The sequence below is a fragment of the Bradyrhizobium sp. CIAT3101 genome, from assembly GCF_029714945.1.
In the GTDB taxonomy this organism is placed as follows: domain Bacteria; phylum Pseudomonadota; class Alphaproteobacteria; order Rhizobiales; family Xanthobacteraceae; genus Bradyrhizobium.
The window spans coordinates 4,806,052-4,823,462 of sequence record NZ_CP121634.1 but is presented as its reverse complement, the minus strand read 5'-3'; the positions used below and the strand labels follow the sequence as shown (position 1 = coordinate 4,823,462).

General features: G+C 62.9%; 29 protein-coding genes and 1 tRNA gene. 20 read left to right on the top strand and 10 right to left on the bottom strand.

Annotated features, from left to right (window positions below):
* Entirely contained in the window at positions 1-165 is a 165-nt protein-coding gene (locus QA645_RS22835; RefSeq protein WP_283044004.1) for a hypothetical protein, read from the top strand.
* Positions 166-254: 89 nt separating this feature from the next.
* Here the strand turns inward: QA645_RS22835 and QA645_RS22830 are convergent, their stop codons facing one another.
* On the bottom strand, positions 255-428 hold the full coding sequence (locus QA645_RS22830) for a hypothetical protein (RefSeq protein ID WP_283044002.1): 174 nt from the start codon (positions 426-428) through the stop codon (positions 255-257).
* Between the two features lie 170 nt (positions 429-598).
* Here QA645_RS22830 and QA645_RS22825 point away from each other — a divergent pair, with 170 nt between their 5' ends.
* Together QA645_RS22825 and QA645_RS22820 are read left to right on the top strand one after the other, a co-directional pair.
* Positions 599-733 carry a hypothetical protein gene (locus tag QA645_RS22825; protein WP_256561560.1) on the top strand — a complete coding sequence of 45 codons (135 nt, stop codon included), beginning with the start codon at positions 599-601 and terminating at the stop codon, positions 731-733.
* A complete protein-coding gene (locus QA645_RS22820) occupies positions 733-858 on the top strand; it encodes a hypothetical protein (RefSeq protein WP_256568290.1) in 126 nt (41 codons plus the stop codon). The genes QA645_RS22825 and QA645_RS22820 overlap by 1 nt, the downstream gene beginning before the upstream one ends.
* Before the next feature lie 111 nt (positions 859-969).
* Here the strand turns inward: QA645_RS22820 and QA645_RS22815 are convergent, their stop codons facing one another.
* Both QA645_RS22815 and QA645_RS22810 read right to left on the bottom strand, forming a co-directional pair.
* A complete protein-coding gene (locus QA645_RS22815; protein WP_283044001.1) occupies positions 970-1,278 on the bottom strand; it encodes a hypothetical protein in 309 nt (102 codons plus the stop codon).
* Between the two features lie 156 nt (positions 1,279-1,434).
* On the bottom strand, positions 1,435-2,967 hold the full coding sequence (locus QA645_RS22810) for a carboxylesterase family protein (protein WP_283044000.1): 1,533 nt from the start codon (positions 2,965-2,967) through the stop codon (positions 1,435-1,437).
* Positions 2,968-3,074: 107 nt separating this feature from the next.
* Between QA645_RS22810 and QA645_RS22805 the strand changes: the two genes are divergently transcribed.
* From QA645_RS22805 to QA645_RS22785, 5 genes are all read left to right on the top strand, one after another.
* Entirely contained in the window at positions 3,075-3,881 is an 807-nt protein-coding gene (locus QA645_RS22805) for a helix-turn-helix transcriptional regulator (RefSeq protein WP_283043999.1), read from the top strand.
* Between the two features lie 287 nt (positions 3,882-4,168).
* On the top strand, positions 4,169-4,465 hold the full coding sequence (locus tag QA645_RS22800) for an HU family DNA-binding protein (RefSeq protein WP_027531020.1): 297 nt from the start codon (positions 4,169-4,171) through the stop codon (positions 4,463-4,465).
* A 519-nt stretch (positions 4,466-4,984) separates the two neighbouring features.
* Positions 4,985-5,137, top strand: coding sequence for a hypothetical protein (locus tag QA645_RS22795; protein ID WP_254131333.1), 153 nt, complete (start codon positions 4,985-4,987; stop codon positions 5,135-5,137).
* A 228-nt stretch (positions 5,138-5,365) separates the two neighbouring features.
* On the top strand, positions 5,366-5,716 hold the full coding sequence (locus QA645_RS22790) for a GrlR family regulatory protein (protein ID WP_283043998.1): 351 nt from the start codon (positions 5,366-5,368) through the stop codon (positions 5,714-5,716).
* 150 nt (positions 5,717-5,866) lie between these two features.
* On the top strand, positions 5,867-6,064 hold the full coding sequence (locus tag QA645_RS22785; protein ID WP_283053299.1) for a hypothetical protein: 198 nt from the start codon (positions 5,867-5,869) through the stop codon (positions 6,062-6,064).
* 32 nt (positions 6,065-6,096) lie between these two features.
* Here QA645_RS22785 and QA645_RS22780 read toward each other — a convergent pair whose 3' ends face one another.
* Positions 6,097-6,222 carry a hypothetical protein gene (locus QA645_RS22780; protein ID WP_283043997.1) on the bottom strand — a complete coding sequence of 42 codons (126 nt, stop codon included), beginning with the start codon at positions 6,220-6,222 and terminating at the stop codon, positions 6,097-6,099.
* A gap of 91 nt (positions 6,223-6,313) precedes the next feature.
* Positions 6,314-6,544: a hypothetical protein gene (locus tag QA645_RS22775; protein WP_254131336.1), complete on the bottom strand. Its 231-nt coding sequence runs from the start codon at positions 6,542-6,544 to the stop codon at positions 6,314-6,316.
* 282 nt (positions 6,545-6,826) lie between these two features.
* Here QA645_RS22775 and QA645_RS22770 point away from each other — a divergent pair, with 282 nt between their 5' ends.
* On the top strand, positions 6,827-7,102 hold the full coding sequence (locus QA645_RS22770; RefSeq protein WP_254131337.1) for a hypothetical protein: 276 nt from the start codon (positions 6,827-6,829) through the stop codon (positions 7,100-7,102).
* 81 nt (positions 7,103-7,183) lie between these two features.
* Here the strand turns inward: QA645_RS22770 and QA645_RS22765 are convergent, their stop codons facing one another.
* The gene (locus QA645_RS22765) at positions 7,184-7,348 is read right to left on the bottom strand and encodes a hypothetical protein (RefSeq protein WP_164933808.1); all 165 of its coding nucleotides are present in this window, start codon (positions 7,346-7,348) and stop codon (positions 7,184-7,186) included.
* 265 nt (positions 7,349-7,613) lie between these two features.
* On the opposite strand from QA645_RS22765, the gene QA645_RS22760 reads away from it, so the two are divergent.
* From QA645_RS22760 to QA645_RS22730, 7 genes are all read left to right on the top strand, one after another.
* On the top strand, positions 7,614-8,375 hold the full coding sequence (locus tag QA645_RS22760) for an NAD-dependent protein deacetylase (protein ID WP_283043996.1): 762 nt from the start codon (positions 7,614-7,616) through the stop codon (positions 8,373-8,375).
* 208 nt (positions 8,376-8,583) lie between these two features.
* On the top strand, positions 8,584-9,216 hold the full coding sequence (locus QA645_RS22755) for a cold-shock protein (RefSeq protein WP_283043995.1): 633 nt from the start codon (positions 8,584-8,586) through the stop codon (positions 9,214-9,216).
* 129 nt (positions 9,217-9,345) lie between these two features.
* A complete protein-coding gene (locus QA645_RS22750; RefSeq protein WP_254131340.1) occupies positions 9,346-9,831 on the top strand; it encodes a DUF192 domain-containing protein in 486 nt (161 codons plus the stop codon).
* Between the two features lie 129 nt (positions 9,832-9,960).
* A tRNA-Pro gene (locus tag QA645_RS22745) sits at positions 9,961-10,037 on the top strand.
* 87 nt (positions 10,038-10,124) lie between these two features.
* Entirely contained in the window at positions 10,125-10,481 is a 357-nt protein-coding gene (locus QA645_RS22740) for a hypothetical protein (protein WP_283043994.1), read from the top strand.
* 111 nt (positions 10,482-10,592) lie between these two features.
* Positions 10,593-10,883, top strand: a complete 291-nt coding sequence (locus QA645_RS22735; RefSeq protein ID WP_254193636.1) for a hypothetical protein — start codon at positions 10,593-10,595, stop codon at positions 10,881-10,883.
* Positions 10,884-11,236: 353 nt separating this feature from the next.
* Positions 11,237-11,965 carry an outer membrane beta-barrel protein gene (locus QA645_RS22730; protein ID WP_254131344.1) on the top strand — a complete coding sequence of 243 codons (729 nt, stop codon included), beginning with the start codon at positions 11,237-11,239 and terminating at the stop codon, positions 11,963-11,965.
* 48 nt (positions 11,966-12,013) lie between these two features.
* Here the strand turns inward: QA645_RS22730 and QA645_RS22725 are convergent, their stop codons facing one another.
* Both QA645_RS22725 and QA645_RS22720 read right to left on the bottom strand, forming a co-directional pair.
* Positions 12,014-12,235 (bottom strand): RNA-binding protein, encoded by a 222-nt coding sequence (locus tag QA645_RS22725; protein ID WP_283043993.1) that lies wholly within the window; start codon positions 12,233-12,235, stop codon positions 12,014-12,016.
* 47 nt (positions 12,236-12,282) lie between these two features.
* The gene (locus QA645_RS22720) at positions 12,283-12,789 is read right to left on the bottom strand and encodes a hypothetical protein (protein ID WP_283043992.1); all 507 of its coding nucleotides are present in this window, start codon (positions 12,787-12,789) and stop codon (positions 12,283-12,285) included.
* Here QA645_RS22720 and QA645_RS22715 point away from each other — a divergent pair.
* Together QA645_RS22715 and QA645_RS22710 are read left to right on the top strand one after the other, a co-directional pair.
* Complete coding sequence (locus QA645_RS22715; RefSeq protein ID WP_254131347.1) at positions 12,770-12,934, top strand: hypothetical protein; 165 nt, start codon at positions 12,770-12,772, stop codon at positions 12,932-12,934. The two genes, QA645_RS22720 and QA645_RS22715, sit on opposite strands and share 20 nt — an antisense overlap.
* Before the next feature lie 728 nt (positions 12,935-13,662).
* Entirely contained in the window at positions 13,663-13,857 is a 195-nt protein-coding gene (locus QA645_RS22710) for a hypothetical protein (RefSeq protein ID WP_283043991.1), read from the top strand.
* Between the two features lie 49 nt (positions 13,858-13,906).
* Here QA645_RS22710 and QA645_RS22705 read toward each other — a convergent pair whose 3' ends face one another.
* Positions 13,907-15,085, bottom strand: a complete 1,179-nt coding sequence (locus tag QA645_RS22705) for an OpgC domain-containing protein (RefSeq protein ID WP_283043990.1) — start codon at positions 15,083-15,085, stop codon at positions 13,907-13,909.
* Positions 15,086-15,354: 269 nt separating this feature from the next.
* Between QA645_RS22705 and QA645_RS22700 the strand changes: the two genes are divergently transcribed.
* Both QA645_RS22700 and QA645_RS22695 read left to right on the top strand, forming a co-directional pair.
* Positions 15,355-15,660, top strand: a complete 306-nt coding sequence (locus QA645_RS22700) for an ETC complex I subunit (RefSeq protein ID WP_057754809.1) — start codon at positions 15,355-15,357, stop codon at positions 15,658-15,660.
* Positions 15,661-15,767: 107 nt separating this feature from the next.
* Positions 15,768-16,262, top strand: coding sequence for an Lrp/AsnC family transcriptional regulator (locus QA645_RS22695; protein ID WP_283043989.1), 495 nt, complete (start codon positions 15,768-15,770; stop codon positions 16,260-16,262).
* 10 nt (positions 16,263-16,272) lie between these two features.
* Here QA645_RS22695 and QA645_RS22690 read toward each other — a convergent pair whose 3' ends face one another.
* Positions 16,273-17,310, bottom strand: coding sequence for an AraC family transcriptional regulator (locus tag QA645_RS22690; protein ID WP_283043988.1), 1,038 nt, complete (start codon positions 17,308-17,310; stop codon positions 16,273-16,275).
* Between the last annotated feature and the right edge of the window lie 101 nt (positions 17,311-17,411).

The following is a 17,411-nucleotide window of genomic DNA, read 5'->3' as shown; positions in this document are numbered from 1 at the left end:
ATGCTCGACGCCTTGCTCGGCTTGATCTTCGACATCGTCCTGAGTGCGATCGGGACCGTCATCGCCAAATTGTTCGGCGTGGCTGATGCCGCCGAGTTCGCGCCTGTCATCATCGGTCTCGGTTTTATCGGGATCGGCGTCGCTGCTGCCGTGTGGGGGCATTGAAATTTGGGGACGTCGCGAAGACGATCACGCTGCTCGCGGCTCAATCGGCTCCGCTGAGCGGCGCGGCAGTCGTCTTGCTCTCGCAGCCGTCAGCTGTAAGCCTGGGACAGGACGATCCAGATCCCGTAGGAGGCGCCAAGCAGGCCGAGCAGCCCGCTCACCATCACATAGAGATCGATCCCGAAGGTGCGGCGCATGATGGCCCTGTGCGCTGACCTATGGTTTGTCCACTCTTTCCTGGCGCGATGTGATCTGGCTGACATGCTCGAGCACTCCGGACTCCCCTCGTGATGCAGCCTGAGCCTAACGCAAATTACCCGTTCCGCGTGTGAAGCGCCTCACGCATGTTCGTGGCATCTGTTGCCCACAAGCGTGACGCCGGTTACGGAGCGGGCGCGCCGATATCGGCACGCTCCGACGAAAGGAGTGTGTCATGCGATATGCCACGATCATCTTGTTTGTTCTCGCCGGCCTTCAGGCTGCGCGCGGCGGGTATCTCAGCGCTCCGCTTTTCATTATCCTGGCCTTGGGCGGCTGCGTTGGGGCGATCATGCTGAGGAAGGCGTGATGGATTTTTACGTCACCGCCATGTTCGAGCTCGCCGTCGAGTTGTTCTTCCACTTGCGGGCCAGACTCAGGAAAAAACCTGCCGTGGTGGGGCGGCCGAGCGTGCCGCAGGTCACGCCGCGCTAGTTGCGCGAAAGCCGCCCATGGCATCGCCATGGACGGCTTGGCCTTGCCTTCAACGCTCATGACGATCTCCTGGTCTGGAGATGAGTCACTCCGCGCGACAGCCGAGTGTTCCTAAGCTGCGATCCGTTGCGCAACCTGGGCCGGCATCGTCAGCAGTTTCAGCACTTCGGCGTGCTCGAGATCGGGAACCGCGATGGCCGTGTGGCTGTAGGTCGCGTGCGCGCGCGACTTGGCGATTTTGTCCAGGATCTCTTTGCCCTTGATGACGTGGAGACCCATGCCGTCTCCGGACGGGAAGATCGCCAGCACCACGTCGTAGGCCCTGATAACGGTTCTGAGCGCCTCGGCCTTGTCTTCGGCGACATCGACAAAGACGCGAACATCGGCTGCGAGTTCACGCAGCTCGTCAAAATTCAGCACTGTGGGGGTACTCCAACGCAACAAGACTGATTTGGAGAGTGGCGGCGTTGGGTTACCAGAGTCTGAACAACACCCATCGAGATGAAAGTTTCACGATGAGGTGACGCCTCGTGTGGAAAACTCCGCGACGGGAACGCGGAGCCTTCTTGCGCGACTTCAATGGCGCCAGCGCATCGGGAGCACGCCTTCATCTCGAAAACGGCCAAGGAAGCGGAAGCGATCGGCGTGCGGATTGCGGCGGGCTTCGATGGTGTTGCCGAGGATCTGCACGACATCGCCCGCGTCGTAGGCCGGCCAGGAGGGCAGGCCGGGTCCGTTGGGATCGCCTGAGGTCGCGAAGTTCACCCAATAGTCCATCATCGTCTCCGAGAGTGCGCGGTCGGCTTTCGCCGGCGGTGTGGTGCTGCCGATCACCCGTTGCGGCGTCAGCGTGCCGAACACGAAGGGGATTTCGGTGACGTGCGAGGCGATCGGCGTGTAGGGCGAGGTGTAGTTGAAGTGGTAGCCGTAGACGGGGGCGCGGGTGCTTGCCCGATGTAGCCGCAGCCACTGCCAGCATTGCTCGCCGATCACCATGTCGCCCGTGAGCGCGGCGGCGGATGCTTTTGCGCGTGCGTCGGTGTCGGCGGGATAGAGTGTCAGGAAATCCGCCAGCCGCTCCGTGCCGAACATCTCTTCGGCGGCAGCGCGGAAGGCTTGCGCGGAATGATGGGGCAGGGATTGCGACATGAAGGGGAATTCCTCCGCGCTGTTCCAGCCGGCCAGCAGGGGAATGTGCATCTGTTCGCCGCGCAGAAAACGTCGCGCGGGCACGTCAGGCACGACGTAACGATCAATACTCGCCGAGAACGCCTGGCTGACGTGGTCGCGTTCAAAGTTCCAGGGCGCGGCTGCAATCAACTGTTCGGCCGGCATTGCGCGCAACGCCGCGATTGAGGCATCGCCTTGCCTACGCGCGAAGGCGAGGCCGCGGGCGCGAGCCTCATTGAAAGTTTGCAGCGGCCCGCGCCGGCCATCCCAGAAGGCGCCGCTCTCGCCGATGGCCTTGTGGAACAGCCCGCGTGCCAGCGGCGACGCCATCAGAATCCCGACGGCCATGGCGCCGGCGGATTCGCCGAACAGGGTGACGTTGCCGGGGTCACCGCCGAACGCGGCGATGTTGGCTTTGACCCAGCGCAATGCGGCGAGTTGATCCTGCAGGCCGAAATTGCCTGAAGGTGCCTGGGCATCGAGATCGGGATGGGCCAGAAAGCCGAAGACGCCGAGGCGATAGTTGAAGCTGACGACGACGACCCCCTTGGCAGCCAGGCGGCTTCCGTCGGTGGCGGGATTTGCCGAGGAGCCGAACTGAAAGCCGCCGCCGTGGATCCACACCATCACGGGGCGCTTCTCGTCAGCCTCTTGCGCCGCGGTCCAGACATTGAGGGTGAGGCAATCTTCATCGCGCGGTCCTGGGCGCGGATCATTCTCGAGCGACGAGAGCGATGCCGGGCCAAAGGCCAGCGCATCGCGCACGCCACTCCACGGCGCCGGCGGCTGCGGCGCGCGCCAGCGCAACGGCCCGACCGGAGCTGCTGCGTAGGGGATGCCTCTGAACGCGAGCACGCCTTCGGCGTCGCGTGGCTCGCCGCGCACGAGGCCTGCTTGCGTGCGAATGGTTCGGCCCGACTGGGCTGCTTTGGAGATCATCGAGCCATGCACGGTCGCAACTCCTTAGTTGGGGGCGAGCCGAGATCTAGCGGCTTTCCGGATGGATGAATCTGTGTATAATTTCAATTGATCGCTAAAAAACGTCAATGATCCGACAGAAGCTCCAATACCCGCTCCAGTATCCCTGGCTCGACCTCGACGTGGACGACCGTGCCGCGCCGGTCATTGCCGTGCGCGTCGATGCCGGCGGGACCAAAGGCGAGGTGCCCGACCACAGCCATCGCAAAGGACAGCTCGTGGTGTCGCTCGGCGGCGGCGTGACCTGCCGCGTTCCGAGCGGGCTGTGGATGGTGCCGCCGCATTGCGCGGTCTGGATTCCCGGCGACATGCCGCACAGCAATCGCGCGACGGCGAATGCGCGTCTGTTCTTCGTCTATATCGAGGCGGAACTGGTCGGTCTGCCCGATCGCTGCTGCACCATTTCGATCTCGCCATTGCTGCGCGAGTTGATCGTCGCGCTGTCCGACGGCGCGCAGCATGACGAGGCGAGGCGGGAGCGCCTGATCGGCGTGCTGCTCGGCGAGTTGCCGCGCATGCCCGTGCAGCAATTGCATCTGCCGCTCTCGCGCGAGCCGCGGTTGAAACGCATCGCGACTGCCCTGGCGGACAATCCGGCGGACCGTCGCACGCTTTCGGAATGGGCCGATCATGTCGCGCTCAGCGAGAGCAGTCTTGCGCGGCTCGTCGCCAAGGAGACGGGGCTGACGTTTGGACGCTGGCGTCAGCAACTGCATCTGATCGTCGCGATCAGGGAGCTTGCTGCAGGCGCGAGCGTGCAGCAGGTCTCCGCCGATCTCGGCTATGAATCGGTCACGGCGTTCATCACGATGTTCAGGAAGGCGCTCGGCAAGCCGCCGGCCAAATATCTCAGCAGTGTGTCTCAGGAGACCTAGTCGCGCGCGAGCGCGGATGCGTCCGCACGGTTCGCGAAAAGCTTGGCGAACTCTCTAGGGATGCTGCGGAATTCGATTTGTCGTCGCCGCACGCGGGGAATGTCCCGGCGGAAACATTACGGAACTCGGTCTGAACTGCGGCTTGCGTTTTCGGCCTCAATGGGTTCTAAGCCCGGCTGCTTCGTGGCCGACAGGCATGAACAGACGCGTGGCCCGCGTGGTTTTACCGCTTCCCGGATAAAGCCACGACGCAGCTCGTGCGCACCCAATTCAGAGGAAGTCCAGACATGGCAAAGATGACCAAGACCCAATTGATCGATGCAATTGCGGAAGGCACGCAGCTTGCGAAGAACGACGTGAAGTCGGTCATCGAGTACATGGCGACCGTCGGCTACAAGGAGCTCAACGAGTCCGGTGAGTTCGTTATTCCCGGTTTCGTGAAGATGTCGGTCGTCAACAAGCCTGCGACCGAAGCCCGCATGGGCGTCAATCCCTTCACCAAGGAGCCGATGCAGTTCGCTGCGAAGCCGGCGAGCAAGTCGGTCAAGGCTTCGCCGCTGAAGGTGGCCAAGGACTCGGTCTGATCCGGCGCCAGCGCGTCGTCTGCGTGCCGGCGGGCGACGTGATGCCGACCAAAAAGGGGAAAACCCCGCCTGGGGGAAGCGGGGTTTTCTGATGGGGGGTGAAGCTTGGGGGAAGCTTCATTGATTAGACGCGCCAGCGCTGAAAAAGTTCATCGCGCAAAGACGTGATCGTGCGCGTCGATCCCTCCAACTTCCCCGCAGGTCACCACCCGATTTTCAAAAGAAAAACCCCGCGCTTGCGCACGGGGCTCTCTTGCTGACGGCGTTGGGATTTCAGCGCCTGGCCGTCAGCAGTGTGTCTAACTTAAGGTTGAAAATCCAAAAAGCAACAGCGCCGCGGTGACGGAGTATGATCGTCCATCGCGGCGCCGGCATCTGACTGGGCGCTGAAATCCCCAGCATCCATAGGTCCGTGGCGCGCCGAAAAGGTTCAACGCGACATCACAGGAAATTTCGCGCGAGGACTGGACTTTTTGTTCTCATTTTGTTCTAGTGAATCACCTGCTTTGGAGGTGACTCATGACCGTCGAGAAACAGCGCGAAGTGATCCGGCTCTGGAACCAGCTCAGGAAGGTCGAGGGCCCGGCCGCGGAAGAACTCCGCATCCAGATCCTGGAATGTTTCTCGGAGAAGGGCAGTTCGGAGAGGGGCGAGGCGAAACGCGCGGCCTGAGTGGTCTCGGCGTGAAGCGACGACAATCCGATGTGACTGCGCGTCTGATCGCGCGTCCGTCGTGATGTCGAGCTCGTTTGCATGCAAACGGATCGTTAAGAGTTGGCCGGGGACGATTTCGTCGATTCCGATTCGTTCTTCGAGAACGAAATGGCGGCGAAGCCGGAACAAAGCCGGTCGACGCCTCCCATGCGCCGCGCTATCGTCCGGTGGACGGAGGGCGCATCGATGAAGAACGGGCTCTACTCCATCCATATCCACATGCTCGATGGCGTGAAGGGCCGCGACAGCGGCGTGCTGATCTTGCGCGATGGCGTGCTGCTCGGCGGCGGACCTTACTTCTGGTCGCACGGCTCCTACACCGTCGGCAACGGCACCTGGAAGGGCGAGCTCGCCACCAACCAGCATTCGCCGTTCGCCGATCCGCTGGTGAGGCCGCTCTTCGCCGGTGCGGAGGCAACCAGTGGTTTTTCGGGAACGTTCACCGAGGAGGGGGCCGAGGTATATGGCACCGTGCTGGTCGCCGGCCATCGCAGCCTCGGCTTTCGCGCCTCGCTGAAGTGGCTGGCGGAGGCGTGAGGCGCTCCGCCATCTCCTAACGAAAGCTTGCAGCGATCGCGATAACCCTATTCGGTTAGGTTAAAAGCCCAATCGCGTTGCGCTTGCCGCGCGTTGGGATAGGTGTCTGGCAACGACAACAAGAAAACCGATTTTGCCAAGAACCAATTCATGACACCGTTTTTAGAACCGTCATTTTATCAGGGCGACCGCCAGACCTATCGCCGCGTCGCCGTCGTCGGCACGCTGTTCTGTCTCGCCTTCGTGGTGATCAGCTTTTCGCTGCGGCCGCAGGACGAAGACATTCGCGTCGCGGTCAAGGCCGACCGGTTGGTGCGCACCGCGGGCCAAGCGCCGCAGGCACATTAAGCGCCGCAGGCACATTAGGCGCCGCACGCGAACTAACGCTTGCCGTTATAGGCCTCACCGTCGGCGGAATCGCGCGGGCATGCGGCGCCGCGTGTCGCAAGCGCCACGAAGCCGGCATAGCCGGACAGGTTGAGCAGGACTTCGAGCCAGGCAGGCATGACGAGCCTCTTCTTCTCTTGCGGGAAGACTACCTCAACGTGTGCGGGACGTCCTTGTTCCCGATTGGCCCAGAGGCTTGCTTCAAGGAAATCAGAGCGGCGAGGTCGGATCGAGCCGCCGCCCGAGCGCCGCAACCGATTCCGCCGAGGGCGATGCCTTGAGGAACTCGGCAATGGCGCGCGCGAGCTCGCCGTCGCTCATCGGCGTCGGCGGCGGGCGCAGCGCGCCGACGCCGAAGTTGCGCACGATCTCGTCGTAATGCTGCGCGTTGGATTTGGGAACAAGCCTGCGGATGCGGGCCAGCAAAGCGGATATCGGCAATCTCTCCTCCTCGACCTCCGCCCCGCCGGCAGCGCTTGATCTCTGCTGCCATTTTTGTCGTTCGAAACGGAAAACCCCGCCAGCACCGCGGAGATGCTGACGGGGTCTTTCGTGCTGTCGCCTCGACCCGGATGGCGGAGGCTTCCGCACTTGCATGTCCAATCCGCAACTCCCGATATCGTTCCTTCGGTGGCCAACTTTTTTTCGTGGCGTGCGGTTCCACGAAGGCCGAACCATCGCGTGTGGTCCGCGTTGTCCCTGCGAGATGCGAAGGAGGAGATCATGAAGAAGACACTCGCAGTCCTTGCCACCGTCGCGGCCGTCGGCGCGACCGCGGTTGCAGCACCTGCGCAGGCGCGCGGCATCGGCCCGGGTCTGGCGTTCGGTCTGGCCGCCGGTGCGATCACCGCCGGCGCGATCGCGGCATCCCATCCGTATGGCTACTATGGCCCGGGCTACGGCTATTATGGCGGCCCGGCCTATTATAGCCCCGGTCCGTACGGCTACTACGGCGATGGGCCGTACTATCGGCACCGCCATTATTACCGTCACTGGTAACGGCTGAGGAATCGAAAAAGCCCGGAGCGATGCTCCGGGCTTTTTTTCGTGTGCGCAGGTCTCGCGCGAAATTGCGCGATATTACGGCCAGAGCGAGGGGCGTTCCACCTTGCGGGCGTTCTCGAGCGTCGAGACAAAATACTCCTCGCGCTCGCGTTTGAATTTTTCCTGGGTGGCACGGAACGCGGCGACACGAGCGGCAATTTCTTCGCGTTCGCGGATCTTGCGTTGTTCGTCTTCGGTCATGTCAAATCCCCACGACTTGAGTATGTGCACTTCTGAACTCAAGCACTGCCGCCGCAATCACATTGAGTCGCGTCAACACATGCATTGGCGCTTCTGATTGGGGCGTCAATGGGGAGGAGGCATTGCAGGATTGTGATATGCGATGGTCGGAAAAAATTGCCGCCCTATCGCCGTTCACGGCTTGCGCGGCGGTGGATAACAGCGTCAACAATCTTGTCGCTTGCAGATGTTGCAGCTAGCGCGACGGCAAATCAGGAGGCGGCGAGTGATTGCATCGGACCTTCAGAGCGGTGTCGAACGACTCGGCGACATGATCGCAAGCGCCAAGATCATCGTGCCGTTCACCGGCGCCGGCATCTCGACCGAATGCGGCATCCCCGACTTCCGATCGCCGGGTGGAATTTGGACCCGCAACCGTCCGATCCCGTTCGATGAGTTCGTTGCGAGCCAAGAGGCGCGCGATGAATCCTGGCGGCGGCGTTTTGCGATGGAGGAGGTGTTCGCCGCAGCGAAACCCGGCCGCGGCCATCGCGCGCTCGCCTCGCTGCATCGCGCCGGCAAGATCCCCGCGGTCATCACCCAGAACATCGACAATCTGCACCAGGCCTCGGGCTTCGCCGCCGATCGCGTGATTGAACTGCACGGCAATACCACTTACGCGCGCTGCATCGGATGTGGGCAGGACTATTCGCTCGACTGGGTGAAGCGCCGCTTCGACGAGGACGGCGGCGCACCCAACTGCACCGCATGCGACGAGCCGGTGAAAACCGCAACGATCTCATTCGGTCAGGCGATGCCCGAGGATGAAATGCAGCGCGCGACCGAGTTGTCGCAGGCCTGCGATCTCTTCATCGCGATCGGTTCCTCGCTCGTGGTGTGGCCGGCGGCGGGCTTTCCGATGATGGCGAAGAACGCCGGTGCACGTTTGGTGATCATCAATCGCGAGCCGACCGAGCAGGACGACATCGCCGACCTCGTCATCCGTCACGACATCGGCGAAGCACTCGGGCCCTTTGTCGCAAATTGAGGCATCAATTTGATTCGCGGCTGTGCAAGCTGTTCATAGGTTCCGGCGAATCTCTTTTTTATCTATGCCTCGCAACCGGGAGTGTTATCTTTTGATTCGAAAGATTCGCGTCGCGTCGATTGAGAAGATTCTCTGAAGGTTCTCTAAAGACGCGTGATTCGACGCCGCCATTGAGGCGGGTTGCATGGCATGTGTGGGGTCCGGGGTTATGGGGTCGTCGGACGGATTTGAGTCCAAGAAGCTGGGAGTTCCAGTGCCGGGCGAGCACGGCGCTGGTCGCGATAGCGCGCTCAGTCCCTTCACCGGGCTAGGTGAGGGCAGCGCCAACCTCGTCGAGGTTCATGGCGTCATCAAATGGTTCGACGCCTCAAAGGGCTACGGCTTCATCGTTCCCGACAATGGATGGCCCGACGTGCTGCTGCACGTCACCGTGCTCAGGCGCGACGGCTTCCAGACCGCGTACGAGGGGGCCCGGATCGTCGTCGAGTGCATCCAGCGCGCCAAGGGCTATCAGGCCTTCCGCGTCGTTTCGATGGACGAGTCGACCGCGATCCATCCGGCGCAGATGCTGCCGCCGCGCACCCACGTCACGGTGACCGCGACCAGCGGGCTCGAGCGGGCCCAGGTCAAATGGTTCAACCGGCTGCGCGGGTTCGGCTTCCTGACCTGCGGTGAGGGCACCCCCGACATCTTCGTCCACATGGAGACGCTGCGCCGCTTCGGCATGACCGAGCTGCGGCCGGGCCAGTATGTGCTGGTCCGCTTTGGGCCGGGCTCCAAGGGCATGATGGCTGCCGAGATCCATCCGGAGACCGGCTCGCCGGGGCTCCAGTCGCACTAGCGGCGTCCCATTTCGTATTCGTGAGCAGAAGCGCGCGGCCCCGGGGTCGCGCGCTTCTGGCTTTTGTCACGATCGCCGCGTAAGGATGTCGCAGTCCCACGCCCCAGCGCCCGTCCCGAGTGCCATCCCATGAAGCTTGATCGAACCACTGTCTGGTCCCTCGCCAGGGGCTGGCTTGCCGCCGTTCTCGTCGTTGCCGGCTTTGCCGTCGCAAGCGCGCCCGCCGGCGCCGCCAGCTTCCAGCCGCTCGAGATCGTCACCAAGAACGGCGTGCAGGTGTTCTCGGTGGAGATGGCGACCACCGACGAGGAGAAGCAGACCGGTCTGATGTACCGCAAGGAATTGGCCGACGGCAAAGGCATGCTGTTCGACTTCAATCCCGAGCAGGAAGTCTCGATGTGGATGAAGAACACCTATGTCTCGCTCGACATGATCTTCATTCGTGCCGACGGGCGCATCCTGCGCATCGCCGAGAATACCGAGCCGCTCTCGACCAAGATCATTTCGTCGAAAGGTCCCGCCCGGGCCGTCCTCGAGGTGGTGGCGGGAACAGCGCAGAAATACGGCATCCGTCCCGGCGATCGCGTCGGCCATCCCCTGTTCGGCAGCAAATAGGTCCGATGAGTCCGGCGATGGCCGTCTTGGGGGCAGGTTGGACGCTTGGTGCCGCTTAGCGAGCTTGCTGGCATTAGTAAGCTTGCTGGCGCTTGGGGAAGCGTGTATCGACGGGGCTCGCCAGACATTCGGGGTATAGCGCAGCCTGGTAGCGCGGCAGTTTTGGGTACTGCAGGTCGTTGGTTCGAATCCAGCTGCCCCGACCAGCGATTTCAATGACTTAGACGTGACTTCCTGGCCTCTATCTTCCCAGAAAATCGAATTGGGAAGAGCCGGGCAGGGGGTGAGTCAATTTGGCTCAGGTTCAGCGCGCAAAACTTCTGGCCGAATGCGAGGCCGGCCGCGTCGCTGGAGATCTGTCGCGGATGCAGGCCGCGCTGCAAGGCCTTACCAATCTCTACCGAGCGATGTACGGGCAAATCGCCCAAGATCGATCGGCCGCCACAATGCCGAATGAAACTCCCGTCTTTCATGCCTTCGCAGTTGATCCAGCCACCGGCGCCTGGAAAATCTGGATGGGTACCGGCGCCCGTGAAGCAATTGCAGCTGCGGGTTATCGCACGCCGCCGAAACCGTTTGGATACTGCTCGAAGAGCTCGCTGAAGGACGGCTGGGGATTCCGCTTTTTGCACACCCACGACGCGCAGTAGTAGATCTAGCGCGCGCATCGTACGATCAACGTCATACCCAACTCACGCTCGGCTGCATTGCTACCGCAATCGGCGTGGTGCTATTCTCGTCGCAGAACGGGGAGTTTCTCGATGCACAAAATCGCCGTCACCGTCTTGCTTGCCCTGATGATCGCCCCCGCGCTGGCGGAGGAGCATGTTCTAGGGCCTGGCGAAGAGCCCAAGGCGAAGACGGCGACGCAGAAGGAAGATGATGCTCGGGCTGTGCGCGCCTATCAACGCTCCCTCAACAGTGTTCCGGACCAGAAGCCGGTCGACCCGTGGGGAACTGCCCGTGGCGATGATGCGTCGAAGAAGTCGGCAGCGCCGGCCAAGCCGGCTGTGAAGCAGTCGTCCAAGGCTGCCAAGAGCGGCGCCAATTAGCAAAGATGCGGGCGCTAAATCGGCATTACGTCCCGCCGCTCACCCCGAAAGGCAAAGAGCAGGACTAGGGCCGGCGCAGGCTGAAGAAAGATCATCAACCGTCTTCGTCGGCGTGAGCCGGGGGGCGTCATTGGCCGCTGCCGGTCGCGCTTCCTGTGCAGTTCTGCGCCGGCGCTTCATTGATCGCGCTCCGCCAAGATGCTGTAGATCTCGGCCGTCGCGATCGCCTGGTGTTCGCGCGCGAGTTGCGCGTAGTTGATCCGGCAAAATTGCCGCGACAACTTGTCCGCGACACAACCTCCGCGTCAGCCTCACGTGCTTTACCTCTGCGCGTGCAATTGGGATGACGGGACATGTTTAGAACTCTCTGTGGTGCGGTGCTTCTCGCTCTGTCTGCGACGACGGCATCCGCGGCTGACTATGCGTCGCAAGCGCCTGCACTGGCGGCGCTCACCTTCAACTGGACCGGTTGCTATATCGGCGGTCATCTCGGCGGCGGTGCGAGCGAGGATCGCACGATCAACAGCGCCGGTGGGACGGTGGATTTCGGCGCGGGTGGTTTTGTCGGCGGCGGCCAGGCTGGCTGCGACCATCAATTCGCATCCAACTGGGTTGTCGGCGCAGAAGGCCGGGCCGCATGGTCGAGCCTGTCGAGCCAGCACGCCAGCAATGTCAGATTTCCTGCGCTTGGAAACCTCGTCGCGCCGTCGCAGTTCGGTCTCAAGAACGATTTTCTCGCCTCGATCACTGCACGGTTCGGCTACGCTTATGGCTCAGGCTGGCTGTTCTACGGGCGCGGCGGCGTCGCCTGGACTCACGAGAAGATCGATGATGCCTATGTCAGTCCGGCCACCGGTCTTGCAGTCGATCCGAGCGCGTCCGTCATGCGGACTGGCTGGACATTGGGTGCGGGCGTGGAATGGGCGTTTGCGCCGTGCTGGTCCGCCAATGTCGAATACAACTACCACGACTTCGGCACGAAGGGCCCGATCCAGCTCATGAGTCCGACCGAAGGCATCACCGTGGCCCATCTCAAGGACACGATCCATGCCGCGACCATCGGCGTGAATTATCACTACTGACGGAATGGGGAGAGAGCGGCCGCCGCGATCGCGGTGGTCCGTTCGGGCCTAGGACAGGAGCCAGTCGGCCAGGCGCCAGGCCAGCCAGCCCAGCGTGCAGATCCAGCCCACCATCACGATCCCAGCGATCCCGAGCCCGCACAACGCAAACAGCGATGCCCGGGGCTCTTCTGCCTCGGGCAGTTTTTCGGTCGTATCAATCTGGCTCACAGCATCCCCTTGGCCGACGGCCTGCTGTTCATTGGTCTCCGTTTGCTCGCGAAAATTCACCAGCCGCGCTCCAACTCACACGGACGTGAGACGGGATGACTGTCCATTCATGGCGAGCGGGAGCCGACAGCGGGCTGGTCGCGAGCCATCCGGACAGGAGGGAAGCACCTGCAACTCGTGGCGCGGCGATTGGTTGCTGTCTGAGGCGCGGAGATGCAGAAGCGTCGGCGCTTTTTTCGCGCTTGGTGCGCCTGCTTCGCGCCTTCCCCGCGTTGAAGGGGAGAACAGGGCCCGCAATCGATGCTGCGCCCGCAGGTCCCTTCAGGCGAGGTCTTCATGTCGATCAGTGCAATCGCTTCTTCCGCCGCCGCAGTGACGGCAACCCCCTCGAGCGCCGCAACGTCGTCCTCGTCGAAATCGTCGACGTCGTCGACGTCGTCCACCTCGGCAACATCATCCACGTCGTCGACGTCATCGACCTCAGCGACTTCGTCGACCTCGTCCTCGCAGTCGGCCGGCGGCAGCTCCGGATCGGGCGGCAGCGGCAGCTCGTCCAAGACGGTCGTCAGCGAGGTCTCGACCACCGCGAACGGGATGACGACGACGACGATCACTTATTCCGATGGCACGACCGAGGTGGAGACAACGCCCGCCAGCTCGCAGGCCGGCCAGGGCAACCAGCCGGGACAGACCTACAATTCGCAGGGTGCCCTGAGCTCCGGCGCCAACACCGCCGCGGCTGCGAGCAGCGGGGTGTGAGTCGCGATCGACCGCGGGGCCAAAGGCACGGTCGGGCGCGACGTTGAACGCTTGGCGTTCGTTATTCGCAGGCCGCCATCTCTGCGCGATTTTTTCCGGAATCAAAACGGCTTAACCGGCGCAAAATTACCAAAGCTTCGTCGAACCTTTGGCCGTCGCCACAGACATATCAGTGTTGGGGATTTCAGCGCCCAATGCCTAAACGGACGCCGCCAAGCGATAATATTCCGCTTGCGCGGCGTTGCGCTTTTTGGGCTCAGCCCGAGGCGTACCAGCCCGCCGGAAACGGGATCAGCGGCCAGACCGGATAATTGTCGTTGGCAGCTCGCGTCGGTCTGTCGTGGGGGGGCCGGGCAACCGGTGTCGGGGGCGATGAAACCATCGCCAGAAGCAAATGCGCGAATTGCAAATTCATGATCATCGACCTGCAGTCAGTCGTTTGAAAAATTCAGTCCGAGTTTTGAAATCAACCAGATGAGCGTTTCGGAAACGGCGCACTCATTCTCAAATCGCGCATGCATCTTAGGAAAGATAGGCACCTGTTTCAACCGGCAACGCGGGCTGTCCCCGGCAAGTAAGGGTTAATCGGTTAGGTTAAGCACGGGCCGTCGTTGCGGCCGTTGTGACGACTGGTATCAAACGCGTCCCGGCACGCGACGGCGCCGCCATCAGCGGCTCACACGAGGTCACATTCGTCGCGGCGTTTCGTTTCGCACGAGTTGTCTGCCATGGCTTTCGATCTCACCTCCAAAACACCCCGCCAACGGTCGAACTGGACCGAGATCTGGCACCTCTGGACCGTGATCGTGCCGCGCCGCTCGATCAACGGGCAGCTCGTCTACGGCAAGGTCTGGCGTCGTCACGACGGGCGCGACTGGATCTACAAGAAGTTCACCGAATATGATGGCGAGGCGGCAGCCTGAGCTTCCGCCGCCAAAGCTTCAACAGCCAGGGCTTCAACAGCCAAGCGTCTCAGGCGGCCTTTGCGGTCGGGGCGGCCGCGGGCTTCGCCGGCGGCGGTTTCAGCGGCTTGTCCTGCCGTTTCGACCACGAGATGTAATAGGCGACCGTCGTCATGATCGCGATGCCCGCGATGGAGACGAAGAGCTGCGCGAACAGCGAACCCGAGCTCATCGACAGCTCGAAATGGCCGACGAAGGACAGGAAGACGCCGACGCAGAACACGGCGAGCGATTGCTGGCCGCAGACGATCACCGGATCGAAGATCTTCCACTCCAGGCCCGGCCAGTCCTTCGGCACGAAGCGGATCACCAGGATCACGATCACGGCGAAGTGGATGAAGCGGTAGGGCGCGAGGTTGGTCTTGTCGTTCGGATTGAACGTCGAGAACAGCCATTCCGGGAACATGCCGCCGAAGGTGGGGAAGCGGCCGGCCATGGTCATCACCAGCGCAAACGCGAGATAGCCGAGACAGAGCCACAGCGTGATCGGCGAGTTGATCAGCCAGCCCGAGCGGCGCGCGCCGCCCATCGCACACCAGGCGCCGAACACGAACAGCACCTGCCAGCAATAGGGGTTGAAGTACCACTGGCCGGCCGGATAGGCGCTCAGGTTCAGGCTGAAGTGACGCGCGGTCAGCCACAAGACGATGGAGAGCACCATCGTCAGGTCGGGCTTGCGCAGCATGAACCACAGCACCGGCGGAAACAGGCCCATCAGCACGATGTAGAGCGGCAGCACGTCGAGATTGAGCGGCTTGAAGCGCAGGAACAGGCCCTGGCGCAGCGTCTCGGTGGCGTTGTCGACGAGGCCGGCGACGTTGAACTCGTTGATCATCTCGGAATCGCCAAAGCGCAGCGCCAGATAGCTGATCGAGGCGATATAGATCACGAACAGGATGATGTGGGCCACGTAGAGCTGCCAGACCCGCTTGGTGAGGCGGGTGGCGCCGACGATGAAGCCGCGCTCCAGCATCATGCGGGCATAGACGAACGAGGCCGTATAGCCGGAGATGAAGACGAACAGGTCGGCCGCGTCCGAAAAGCCGTAGTTGCGCGTCGTGATCCAGTTCACGACGTTGTCGGGGATGTGGTCGAGGAAGATCGCCCAGTTGGCGATGCCGCGAAACAGGTCGAGCCTGAGGTCGCGGCCCTTCTCGGGCAGCGTGGCGTTGATGTTCAGAAAGGCCATGCGACGGGAGCTTTCGAAGGGGACGGATACGCTGATGTCGGCGCGGCAGATGTTGTCAAGGCTTGGCCGCCGGGCGGGATTCCCGGGCGGTCGGCGGGTACGCAATTGTCACAGTGCAGCATAATGACTATACCCGTCGGTGAGGGACCCGGGGCCCGGAATCACCGATCAGTTCCCGAAAGGTGTCTCTATACTATGCCCGCGGTTTCCACCAATCGCTACCGTGACGCATTAAAATCGAACGAAAAGACGAAGAGGCCGGACCGCCAATGACCGCACGCATTTTCAAGCCCGCCAAGAACGCGATGCAATCCGGCCGGTCCAAGACCAAGGAATGGCAGCTCGATTACGAGCCGGAGCAGCCGCGCGCGGTCGAGCCGCTGATGGGCTGGACCTCGTCCGGCGACATGAAGCAGCAGATCACGCTGCGTTTCCACACCAAGGACGAGGCGGTGGCCTATTGCGAGCGCAAAGGCATTGCCTACCAGGTGATCGAGCCGAAGGAATCGCTGCACCGCCAGGTCGCCTACGCCGACAATTTCTCCTTCCGCCGCGGCGAGCCCTGGACGCACTGAGGCGCGGCGGCTTCGGCCGCCTCCGCGGGGAGCCCTTGGGAGCCCTTGGCACCCATTCCGCCGCGTGCTTCGCTGGTCCGCATGACGGGACCATGACGGGGTGGGGGATGGCGGGGCGTGACCAGCTCGACGGCGTCGATCTGAAGATCTTATCCGAGCTGCAGCAGGACGGGCGGGTTCGCAACAACGAGCTGGCGCTGCGCGTCGGCGTGTCCGCGCCGAACTGCCTGCGGCGGCTCAAATCGCTGTTCAGCCGCGGCGTGATCCGCGCGGTGCGTGCCGTCATCGACGAGCGACTACTCGGCTATGAGGTGGTGTCGTTCATCTCGATCCAGCTCGGCAGCCAGGCCCAGCCGGTGCTGGAGGCGTTCGAGGGATCGATATCAGCGATCCCGCGCATCCAGCAGTGCTGGCGCATTTCGGGTGACACCGACTATCTCCTCAAATGCGTGGCGCCGAGCGTCGAGAGCATGCGCCAGCAGCTGCTGCATTTCGCCGCCATGCCGAACGTGAGGAACGTACGCAGCTTTCCGGTGCTGGGTGTCGCCAAGGACGTGCCGCTGCCGGTGGAGGAGATCGCGGCTGCGGCGCCGGCGGGATAGCTGCCGCGCGTCAGCGATACCGGCCGCGAAACTCGCGCGGGCTGGCACCGGTCCAGGTGCGGAAAGCCCGCGAAAAGCTCTTTTCGTTGCGGAAGCCGGCGATCTCCGCGATCCGCTTGATCGGGGTGCGGCCGCGCATCAGCTCCTGCTTGGCGAGTTCGAGCTTTGCTTCCTCCTTGAGGTCGCGCAGCGAGGTGGCTTCTTCGCGCAGGCGACGATGCATGGTGCGGGTGGAGAGCGCGAGCTCGCTTGCGACGTCTTCCGCGCCCAGAATGCGGCCGCGCGCCTCGCGCAGCACGCGCCGGACACGCTCGACCAGGAGCCGGTCGCGGCGATAGGGCCGATAGGGCAGCACGGTCAGCCGCAACGCACCCTTGAGCATGCTGTCGAGATCGGCCGCATTGCGGGTCAGCGGCAGCGAGAGATAATGCCTGTCGAAGACGATGCTGGCGCGGTCCGCGCCGAAGCGGACGGTCTTGCAGAAGATGGTCGGATAGACCGAGACATGGTCGGGCTCGGCGTAGGGGAATTCCGCCGCGCGCAGCGCGATCGTGGAATCGATCGCCCAGCAGGAGAAGCCGAGCACGTAGCGGAGCAGGGTGACGAGGCAGAACTCACGCAATGCGCCGAGCTCGTGCTGCTCGCGGATCGAGACGGTCGCCGTCTCTTCGGCGACCGAGAGCTCGAACAGCACGTCCTCGGTCAGCAGGCGATGATGCCGGCACCAGCGCTTGAGCGCGACCTCGAGATTGGGCGCGGTGATCGAGGCACGGCACAGCATGCCGTAAGTGCCGAAAGGGAGCCGGCGTGAGAACCAGCCGAGTGCCTCGTCGTCGAGCTCACGCATGGCATGGCCAGCCAACGCCTCGAACTGGGCGGCCGTCACCCGCCCATCCCCGGATTTGACGAGGTCGGGGAGAACCTGCCCCTTGCTCAACGCCTCGGCCGGGTCCCGCCCATAGCGGGCATAGGCCGCAACCACACCGCGCACGAAGGCGGCGGGGGTCATGGCGCGGCGGGGCGTGGCGGTTGCGGGCTGAAAGGGCATGGACGATCCTTTGGAAAATCCTCGCCAAACTTGGCGGAAAATGCAACCTTTTCGACCGCCACGGCGCCCGGGCGGGGGTAGGTTCGGGGCCGATAAGAATC